Origin of the sequence: Longimicrobium sp., from assembly GCF_036387355.1 — a bacterium.
In the GTDB taxonomy this organism is placed as follows: Bacteria; Gemmatimonadota; Gemmatimonadetes; order Longimicrobiales; family Longimicrobiaceae; genus Longimicrobium.
The window spans coordinates 1-9651 of sequence record NZ_DASVTX010000407.1 but is presented as its reverse complement, the minus strand read 5'-3'; the positions used below and the strand labels follow the sequence as shown (position 1 = coordinate 9651).

Genomic DNA, 9651 nt, shown 5'->3' with positions numbered 1-9651 from the left:
AACCTGCAGGCGCAGGTGCGGGCCGCCCGGCCCACCAACCCGGCGTACGCGGGCTTCACCGTCACCGTGGAGGGCGGCGACCGGCTGCGCCTGCGCTCCGGCACCCGCGGCCCGGGCTCGTCCGTGCTGGTGGCGGCGGCCTCGGGCGACACGCTGGCCACCACGCTCAAGCTGGTGGGGAGCAGCGCCGCGGTGCAGGAAACCTCGCTGGGCAGCGGCGGCGAGACCGCGTACGGCCCGGCGGACGCCTACAGCCTGTTCATCGGCGACCGGTCGGCGCGCAAGGGGATCTACGCGCTGGAGGCGGTGGACATCTTCAACCTGATGTGCCTGCCGGGGGTGACCGATCCCGGGATCCTGGCCGACGCCGCCGCCTATTGCCGCGAGCGCCGCGCCTTTCTGATCGTGGACGCGCCCCGCTCGGCGCAGACGCCGGACGCCATGGCCACGCTGGCGGCCGGGACGGCGCTCCCCAAGACGGACCGCGCCGCCGTCTACTTTCCCTGGGTGTACGTGGCGGACCCGCTCAAGGGGGGCAAGCCGCGGCTGTCCGCGCCGTCCGGCACCATCGCCGGGCTGTACGCGCGCACGGACGCCACGCGAGGGATCTGGAAGGCGCCCGCGGGCACCGAGGCGTCGCTGCTGGGAGTGCAGAAGACGGACTACCACCTCACGGACGGCGAGAACGGCGTGCTGAACCCGCGCGGGGTGAACGCCATCCGCACCTTTCCCGGCGTGGGCCCCGTGGCGTGGGGCGCCCGCACGCTGCGCGGCGACGACAAGCTGGCCGACGAGTGGAAGTACGTGCCGGTGCGCCGCCTGGCGCTGTACATCGAAGAAAGCCTGTACCGCGGCACGCAGTGGGTGGTCTTTGAGCCCAACGACGAGCCGCTGTGGGCGCAGATCCGGCTCAACCTCGGCGCCTTCATGCACAACCTGTTTCGCCAGGGCGCGTTCCAGGGCAAGACCCCGGCGCAGGCGTACATGGTCAAGTGCGACGCCGACACCACCACGCAGAACGACATCAACCTGGGCGTGGTGAACATTCTGGTGGGTTTCGCGCCGCTGAAGCCGGCGGAATTCGTCATCATCCGGCTGCAGCAGAAGGCCGGCCAGACCGCGTCCTGAGGAGACCCCGAACCATGGCACAGTTCAGCGTAAACGCCCAGCGCTTCGATCCCTACAAGAACTTCAAGTTCCGGGTGCGCTGGGACGGCCGGTACGTGGCCGGCGTAAGCAAGGTGGGCGCGCTCAAGCGCAGCACCGAGGTGGTGAAGCACCGCGAAGGCGGCGACCCCAGCAGCAGCCGCAAGAGCCCGGGGCGCACGGAGTACGACGCGATCACCCTGGAGCGCGGGGTGACGCACGACCCGGAGTTCGAGCGCTGGGCCAACAAGGTGTGGAACTTCGGCTCCGGGCTGGGCGCGGAGGTCTCGCTCAAGGACTTTCGCAAGGACGTCATCATTGAGCTGTACAACGAGGCCGGGCAGCTGGCCATTGCCTACAAGGTGTTCCGCTGCTGGGTGAGCGAGTTCACCGCGCAGCCGGACCTGGACGCCAACGCCAACGCGGTGGCCATCCAGAGCATCAAGCTGGAAAACGAAGGCTGGGAGCGCGACTACGACGTGGTTGAGCCCACCGAGCCTTCGTTCACCGAGCCGGCTTGAGGCAGGTGAGCCCGCTTTCCGCGCGGGCGCTGCTGGGGGCGTGGGAGGCGGGTGCCGCACAGCATCCGCTGGACCGCGCCCTCACGGTGCTGCTGGCCGCGGGCGCCGCGGAGTCGCGCGCCCAGCTTGCCGCCCTTCCGCTGGCCGAGCGCGACGCGCGGCTGCTGCGGCTGCGGGCGGCCATGCTGGGCCCGTCGCTGTCGGCGTTCACCGCCTGCGGGCGGTGCGGGGAGCGGCTGGAGTTTTCGCTGGATACCGGGGCGCTGGCGGCCTCGGAGGGGTCCGCGCTGGGCGAGCACGAGGCCCGCGCGGAAGGATGGACTGTCCGCTTTCGCCTGCCGGACAGCCGCGACGCGGCGGCGGCGGCGCAGGCGGGCGGTGTGGACGAGGCGCGCCGGCTGCTGGCCGCGCGCTGCCTGCTGCGCATCGAGGGCCCGCACGGCCCGGCGGAGGCGGATGCGCTGCCGGAGCCGGTGCGGGCCGCGGTGGGCGAGGCGATGGCCGCCGCGTCGCCCACGGCCGAGGTGGATCTGGAGCTGGCCTGCCCGGCGTGCGGAACGGAGTGGAGGTCGGTGCTGGACGTGCCCGCCTTTTTCTGGACGGAGCTGGCGGTGCGCGCGCGGCGGGTGCTGGGCGAGGTGCACACGCTGGCCCGGGCGTACCACTGGAGCGAGAACGAGATCCTGTCGATGACGCCGCACCGCAGGCGGGCGTACCTGGACCTGGTGGAGGGATGAGCGACTTCTTTACGCGGCAGGCGGAACGCGCGCTGGGCGTGGCGCACACCATTGAACCGCGGATGGTGTCGCGCTTTGCCGACGCGGCGTTTGCCGAGGGCGAACCCGGGTTCCAGGAGGTGCACGCCGAGGTGGAGCGCGGCCGCGAGACCGCCCGCACCGCGCACGTCGCCGCGCCTGACCGGGCGCTCTCGCCCCGTGCGGCCGCGTCGCCTTCATCCTCTGCCCCGCGCACGGCCGGACCCTCGTCCGCTGCGTCGTCCGGTGCGCCCGTCGCGGCCGCGTCCGACGTGCGGAACGCGGCGCTGCCCGTGGCGGATGGGGATCGCTCCGCGCACGCGCCGGAACCCGTTTCTTCGCCCGCCGGTACGTCGCCGGGCGCACCGGTGCTGCGGCGCCTGGTGGATACGGGTGGCGTCTACGCGATCACGGGTGAGGCAATCGCGGGCATTTCGGATTCCGGGCGTTCGGTGGATGGGGGCGCTGCCATTCCGTCCGCTCCGTCTGTGGCGGATTCCGGACGTGTGGCCGCGGCCTCAAGCGCGGTTCCGCCTGGCTCAGCGGCCGCGGATCGCGGCCGTTCGGCTGATGCGGCTGCATCCGGCTCGCCGGCTGCGGATCGTGGGCGTACGGCTGATGCGGGCGATGCGCCTGCATCCGGCTCGTCCGTGGGGGATTCTACGGGACTCGCGCTGTCGACTGGAGGCGGCGATCCGGACGCGCTGCTGCTCGATCCCGCGTCCGCCTGCGATGCGCAGGCTTCCGCCTGGGCGCGCGGCGACATCTCCCGTGAGGGATCGATCGAGGAGCACGACGCGACAGCGCTGCATCCGATCGTCTCGCGCGGCGAAGTCACCGCCGGCGAAGGCGGGTTTGCGCAACGCGACGCGCTGGCGCCGCACCGCGGAGAAACGGATCGAGCATCGGTGGATGAACAGCGTGGCGGCGGGCAACGGCTCGAGGCGCCGGGCGGGGATGCCGGCCTGCTCTTTCACACTGATCGCGATCCCGAATCATTCACGCGCGGCGTCTCGGGCGGGCGCTCCACGCTGGATTCTTCGGCTGAGAGATTCGTCTCGGGCGGGAACGACGTGTTGGCGGCGGACGCGAGCGGAGCGCCGCACGGGCAAGCGGAATCCGCTGCGGCCACGGACTTCGGTTCGCGCGCGGCAGCTGGCGGACGCGACGCATCCGCGGAGTCCATGAGCGCGCAGGCGGGCGACATGATGGGCTCAGAAGCGCGAGCAACAGCATCCGCAGGAGCATCTACATCCGCAACTGCGGCGGAATCCATCCCTCGCGCCTCGGCGGGCAACGAGAGCGCACCCGCAACGCACCGGAGCGTATCCGCGGTGGACCGGAGCACGTCCGCGGCGCACGGGAGCACGTCCGCGCAGCACGAGAGCACGTCCGCCGCGCGCGGCAGCACATCCGTCGAGCGCGGGAGCACATTCGTCGAGCGCGGGAGCACATTCGTCGAGCGCGGGATGATCCAGGCGAGCGGCGCGACAGGGGCGGACGCGACCGCATCGGCGGTGAACGCGCGGACCGGCGGATCGACCGCGGCTGATCCGTCATCGACCGAGCTGCTGATACCCGCGGAACTGGGGCCTGCGCACACCGCTGGCCGGACCGGAGCGGCGATGGATTCGGACTCCACCTTCGGCGGCGGAGGCACCGCTGATCGCTCGGGAGAGCTTGCGGATACGGGCGCCGCAATGGATGCGGACGCGACCGCTTCGGCCGCTGATGCGCGGATCAGCGGATCACGCGCGGCTAATCCGTCATCGACCGGACTGCTGATGCCCGCGGAGCACGCTTCGCAGTCGGGATACACGCGCGGTCCGGAGGGCAGTGCGGCGGCTTCCGCGATGGGACCGCGGGGCGGAGACGCGGCGGCGGGTTCGCGCGCGGTCGCGAGTCCGCGCGCGGGGGCGGCTTCGGGCGCGTGGGAGACCGTCCCGGAGCAGGCGGACGCTTCGGCGGCAACGGGCGCGGCGTCGGCTACAGGCCAGACCATCGCGGCGCATGATGCTTCGCCGGCTCAGCGCGCGGGTGCGGCTGCGAGCCCGACCGGCGCAGGGCAGGATGCCGTCGCGATCCGGCGCGCGTCCGCGGATCCCAGGCGGGACGCGTCGGAACCGGTTGATAGCGGGCTGCTGTTCCCGCCGCAGCAACGGACGGCGACGGCGGGCGCCGAGCAGGGCGCGCGGAACGGCGGGCAGGCAGCTTCGGCAGGATCGACCGGGACGGCCGCGGACGGATCGGCTTGGGGACGGCCGTCGCCGATCGTGGCAGAGCACGGCGCGGACCGGGCTGCCGTTGTAGCGGAGCGCGCCGCAGAGCAGGCGGCAACCGCAGAGCGCGCTGCGGCTCGGAAGGTCGTTGCGGCGGAGCGCGCGGCCGGAGGAGTCGCCGAGGCAGCTACGGAGCGCGCCGCGGGCCGGGTAGCGGCGGCGGAACCCGCGGCAGATCGGACCATCGTGGCGGCCGAGCGCGCGGCGGGCCACGTATCGGCAGCAGAGCGCATTGCGGGTCAGACGGTCTCGGCGGCGGAGCGCATTGCGGGTCAGACGGTCGCGGCGGCGGAGCGCGCGGGCGACAGGACGGAGGCGGCGACGCTGTTCGCGCGGAATCAGAGCGCGACGGACGCGGGGCGGAGCGCGAGCGGGACTGCGGCGGAGCGCGGGACGGGTCGGGCCGGCGAGGCGGCGATGCTGTTTCCGCCGTCGCGGAGCGCGCCCCGAGGTCCGGCGGCGCCCGCCGTGAACCCGGCGGCGGAGCCGGAGCGGCCGGTCGTGAAGGTGAGCATCGGGCGCATCGAGGTGCGGCCGGCCCCGGCGCCCGCGCCGGAGCCCGTCCACCAGCCCGCGGCGCCGGGGTGGCGCGCGCCCGTGCTGTCGCTGGACGAGTATCTGAACAAGGGCGCCGGGCAATGAGCAACTACCTGGCGATCGCCACCGCCACCGCCTCGCTGCGCGCCCTGCTGGAAGACGTGGTGACCGGCGTGGTGGCCGGCGCCGAGGCCACCGTGGCGCGCCCGGGCGACACGCCGGACGCGACGCCGTCCGTGGGCGCCAACGTGTTTTTGTACGGCATCACCCCCAACGCCGCGCACCGCAACGCCGACCTCCCCGCGCGGCGCGGCGGCGGCGGCGTGGCGCAGCGCCCGGCCGCCGCGGTGGACCTGCACTACCTGATCTCGTTCTACGGCGACGACCGCGTGCTGGAAACGCACCGCATGCTCGGCGCCGTCGTGCGGACGCTGCACGCGCGCCCCACGCTGCCGCGCGAACTGCTGCGGCAGGTGGCGCAATCCACCCCGCACCTGAACGCGTCGGACCTGGCGGAATCACCGGAGCCCGTGCGCCTGAGCCCCGTGCTGCTGAACCTGGAAGAGCTCAGCAAGCTGTGGTCGGTGCTGTTTCAGGTGCCGTACGCGCTTTCCGTGGCGTACCAGGCGTCCGTGGTCACGCTGGAGGCGGATGAAACGCCCGCGCCGCGCCTTCCCGTGCAATCCCGCGGCATCCACACCGTGCAGTTCGGGCAGCCCGTGGTGGAGTCGGTGGAGCCGCAGACGGGCCGCCGCGCGCCCATCCTGCCGGACAGCGTCCTGGTGATTCAGGGGCAGCGGCTGCGCGGCGACCGCACCCGCGTCCGCATCGCCGGGCACGAGGTTGAGGCGGCGCACGCGGCATCCGGCGAGATCCGCGTTCCGCTCGCCACCCTCCCGCCCGGCACCCTGCGCGCCGGCGTGCAGCCGCTGCAGGTGGTGCACGAGCGGATGATGGGGACGCCGCCGCGCCCGCACCGCGGCGGCGAAAGCAACGTGGCGCCCTTCGTCCTTCGCCCCGTGATCGCCAGGACGGCGGAGGACGAGCCGGACGTGCAGGTGCTCCCGGCGGATGGGGATGGGCCGCGGCGCATCCGCGTGCGCGTGGCGCCGCGGGTGGGAACCGCGCAGAACGCCGTGCTGCTGCTGAACGCGTCCGCGGACCCGGAGGGGCGCTCGTTCGCCCTTCCCCTGCCCCGCCGCGCGGCGGACGGGGACGTGCTCGCGTGGCCCGTGGGCGACGTGCCCCCCGGAACGTACCTGGTGCGCGTGCAGGTGGACGGCGCGGAGAGCCCGCTGGAGCGCGGCGCATCGGGTGGATACGCGGGCCCGGAGGTTACGCTGTGAGCGACTGGACCGGCGCCAACCAGGCGCACCTGATGGCCGCGGTGAACCGCGTGCAGGCGCTGGTGGAATTTCACCTTTCCGGGGAGGGTGATGCGCCGCCCGCCGCGCCGGAGTCCGCCATGGATCCGCCGCCCGCGCTGGAGCGGCTGGCGCAGGCGTTCGGCCTGTCGCCGTTCGAGCGCGACGTGCTCGTGCTGTGCGCGGGGATGGAGCTGAGCCCGGCGCTGGCCGCGGCGGTCGCGCGCTGCGGCCGCTCCGCGCCCACCTTCGGGCTGGCGCTGGCGGCGCTGCCGGAGGCGTTCTGGAGCGCCATGGCCCCCGCCGCGCCGCTGCGCTACTGGCGGCTGGTGGAGATGACGGCGGGCGACGCGCTGACCGCGTCGCCGCTGCGGGTGGACGAGCGCGTGCTGCACTACCTGGCCGGCGTGGGCGGCGTGGACGAGCGGCTGATGGCCCTCGTGGAGCCCGCGGCCCCGTCCGGCCCCCTGCCCCGCTCGCACCAGGACGCGGCGGACGCCGTGATCCGCGCGTGGAACGTTCCCGCGCCCGTCCCCGCCCTGCTGTGCCTGTGCGGCGACGAGCGCGCGGGCAAGCGCGCCGTGGCCGCGGCCGCGTGCGAGGCCCTGGGCCTTCGCCTGTACGCGGCCCGCGCCGGCGACCTTCCGTCAGGCGCCGCGGAACGTGAAAGCACGGCGCGGCTGTGGGAGCGCGAGGCGGTGCTGGGCGGCTGCGCGCTGCTGGTGGAGGTGGAGGACGGCGACGGCCCGGAGACGGCGCGCGCGCTGGCGGCCTTCGCGGAGCGGGTGCGCGCGCCGGTGATGGTGTCCGCCCGCGAGCCGGTGCGCACCTCCACGCGCACGGCGGTGCGGCTGGACGTGGACCGCCCCGCGCCGCAGGAGCAGCGCGCGCTGTGGCACGCTGCGCTGGGCCCCGCCGCCGCGTCGCTGAACGGCGCGCTGGACGGGCTGGTGGCGCAGTTTCACCTGGGTGCGCGGGAGATCGGGCTGGCGGGCGCCCAGGCCCTGGCGGAGGGGGACGAGGCCGGGCTGGGCGCGCGGCTGTGGGCGGCGTGCCGCGCGCAGGCCCGCCCGCGGCTGGACGACCTGGCGGAGCGCATCCGGGGTGATGCGGGGTGGGACGACCTGGTGCTGCCGGACGATCAGGCCCGCACCCTTCGCGACGTGGTGACGCACGTGCGCCACCGCACCCGCGTGTACGAGACGTGGGGCTTCGGGCGGGCGGGGGCGCGGGGCCTGGGGATCAGCGCGCTGTTCGCGGGGCCCAGCGGCACCGGCAAGACGCTGGCGGCGGAGGTGGTGGCCAACGAGCTGGGGCTGGACCTGTACCGCATCGACCTGAGCCAGGTGGTGAGCAAGTACATCGGCGAGACGGAAAAGAACCTGCGCCGGGTGTTCGACGCGGCGGAGGAAGGCGGCGCGGTGCTGCTGTTCGACGAGGCGGACGCGCTGTTCGGCAAGCGGAGCGAGGTCAAGGACTCGCACGACCGCTACGCCAACATCGAAGTCAGCTACCTGCTGCAGCGGATGGAGGCGTACCGCGGGCTGGCGGTGCTCACCACGAACCTGAAGGCGTCCATCGACACGGCGTTTCTGCGCCGCATCCGCTTCGTGGTGAACTTCCCCTTTCCCGACGCGGCGCAGCGCGCGGGGATCTGGCGGCGCGCCTTTCCGCCGGCCACGCCCACGGAGGGGCTGGACGCGGCGCGGCTGGCGCGGCTGAACGTGGCGGGCGGCAACATTCGCAACATCGCCCTGGGCGCCGCCTTTCTGGCCGCCGGCGACGGCCGGGCCGTGCGCATGGACGACGTCCTGCGCGCCGCCCGCGCGGAGTACGAGAAGCTGGAGCGGGTGATCAATCCGGGGGAGGTGGCGGGGTGGGGGAACTGAGAAAGTGCGTGAGTGCTGGGTGCGTGAGTGCGGAACCGGCAGTGCGTCGGCGACCGAGAGGGAGCCGGGTACAAAGTCGAGCTCACAGCGTGGATGCGGATGCGGGATTCGGGAGAAGAGACCGGCTTAGCCCCGGGCACTTGGCACTTGGCCTTGGCACTTGGCACTTGGCACTTGGCACTTGGCACTTGGCACTCAGCACTCAGCACTAACGCACTAACGCACTAACGCACTAACGCACTAACGCACTAACGCACTAACGCACCCAGCACTAACGCACTCCGGCACCCATGACCATCAACCTTCACCTGGATGAACTCGTCCTGCACGGCGTGGCGCCGCGCGACCGCGACGCGGTGGGCGAGGCGCTTCGCGCGGAGCTGGGACGGCTTATCACCGAGCGCGGGCTGCCGCCGTCGCTCATGGGCGACGCCGGGACACTGCGGCTGGACGGCGGGCGCTTCACGGTGAGCGAGGGCATGCCCCCGTCGCAGATCGGCGCGGGGATCGCCCGCGCATTGGTGGAAGGCGCCCGCCCATGATGGCCGCGCTCTCCGAAACCCGCCCCGCCGCCGCGCCCGTGCTGCGCCGCGCTCCCGCCGCGGCCGGCGGACGGTGTTCGTGCGGCGGCACGGTCGGGCCGGACGGGATGTGCGACAAGTGCCGCCAGCGCGCCCAGCGGCAGGCCGCGTCCGCCGGGGCCACGCCCGCGCTGGCACCCCCGGCCGTGCACGACGTGCTGCGCCGCCCCGGCGCGCCGCTGGACGGCAGGGTGCGCTCCGCCATGGAGCCGCGCTTTGGCCACGGCTTCGGCGACGTGCGGGTGCACGCGGACGGCGCGGCGGCGGATTCCGCGCGGGCCGTCTCCGCCCACGCCTACACCGTGGGGCCGAGGATCGTCTTCGGCGCGGGGCGGTACGCGCCGGGCACGCCGTCCGGCGACCGGCTGATCGCCCACGAACTGGCGCACGTGGTCCAGCAGCGCGGCTCGGCGCCCGCAATCCAGCATCAACTGGAGATCGGCGCGGTGGACGATCCCGCGGAGCGCCAGGCGGACGCGGCGGCGGACCAGGTGATGCGCGGCGGACGGGCGGAGGTGCGGCCGGGGTCGGCCGGGACCTCGCTCGCGCGGCAGCCGGCACCCTCGCCGGCACCCTCGC

The 9651-nt window shown here is 73.9% G+C and carries 8 protein-coding genes; all 8 read left to right on the top strand.

The window, feature by feature from the left end; genetic code table 11:
- Positions 1–1128, top strand: a 1128-nt coding sequence (locus VF665_RS17940; protein WP_331054824.1) for a phage tail sheath family protein, incomplete at its 5' end; no start/stop codon positions are given.
- Positions 1129–1142: 14 nt separating this feature from the next.
- Positions 1143–1667 carry a phage tail protein gene (locus VF665_RS17935; protein WP_331054823.1) on the top strand — a complete coding sequence of 175 codons (525 nt, stop codon included), beginning with the start codon at positions 1143–1145 and terminating at the stop codon, positions 1665–1667.
- A 5-nt stretch (positions 1668–1672) separates the two neighbouring features.
- Positions 1673–2404 carry a hypothetical protein gene (locus VF665_RS17930; protein ID WP_331054822.1) on the top strand — a complete coding sequence of 244 codons (732 nt, stop codon included), beginning with the start codon at positions 1673–1675 and terminating at the stop codon, positions 2402–2404.
- Entirely contained in the window at positions 2401–5343 is a 2943-nt protein-coding gene (locus VF665_RS17925) for a hypothetical protein (RefSeq protein ID WP_331054821.1), read from the top strand. Before VF665_RS17930 ends, VF665_RS17925 begins: the two co-directional genes overlap by 4 nt.
- A complete protein-coding gene (locus VF665_RS17920) occupies positions 5340–6584 on the top strand; it encodes a DUF4255 domain-containing protein (protein ID WP_331054820.1) in 1245 nt (414 codons plus the stop codon). The genes VF665_RS17925 and VF665_RS17920 overlap by 4 nt, the downstream gene beginning before the upstream one ends.
- Entirely contained in the window at positions 6581–8491 is a 1911-nt protein-coding gene (locus VF665_RS17915) for an ATP-binding protein (RefSeq protein ID WP_331054819.1), read from the top strand. The genes VF665_RS17920 and VF665_RS17915 overlap by 4 nt, the downstream gene beginning before the upstream one ends.
- Positions 8492–8781: 290 nt before the next feature.
- A complete protein-coding gene (locus tag VF665_RS17910; protein ID WP_331054818.1) occupies positions 8782–9033 on the top strand; it encodes a hypothetical protein in 252 nt (83 codons plus the stop codon).
- On the top strand, positions 9030–9651 hold a 622-nt coding region (locus tag VF665_RS17905; RefSeq protein WP_331054817.1), incomplete at its 3' end, for a DUF4157 domain-containing protein. The genes VF665_RS17910 and VF665_RS17905, both read left to right, overlap by 4 nt.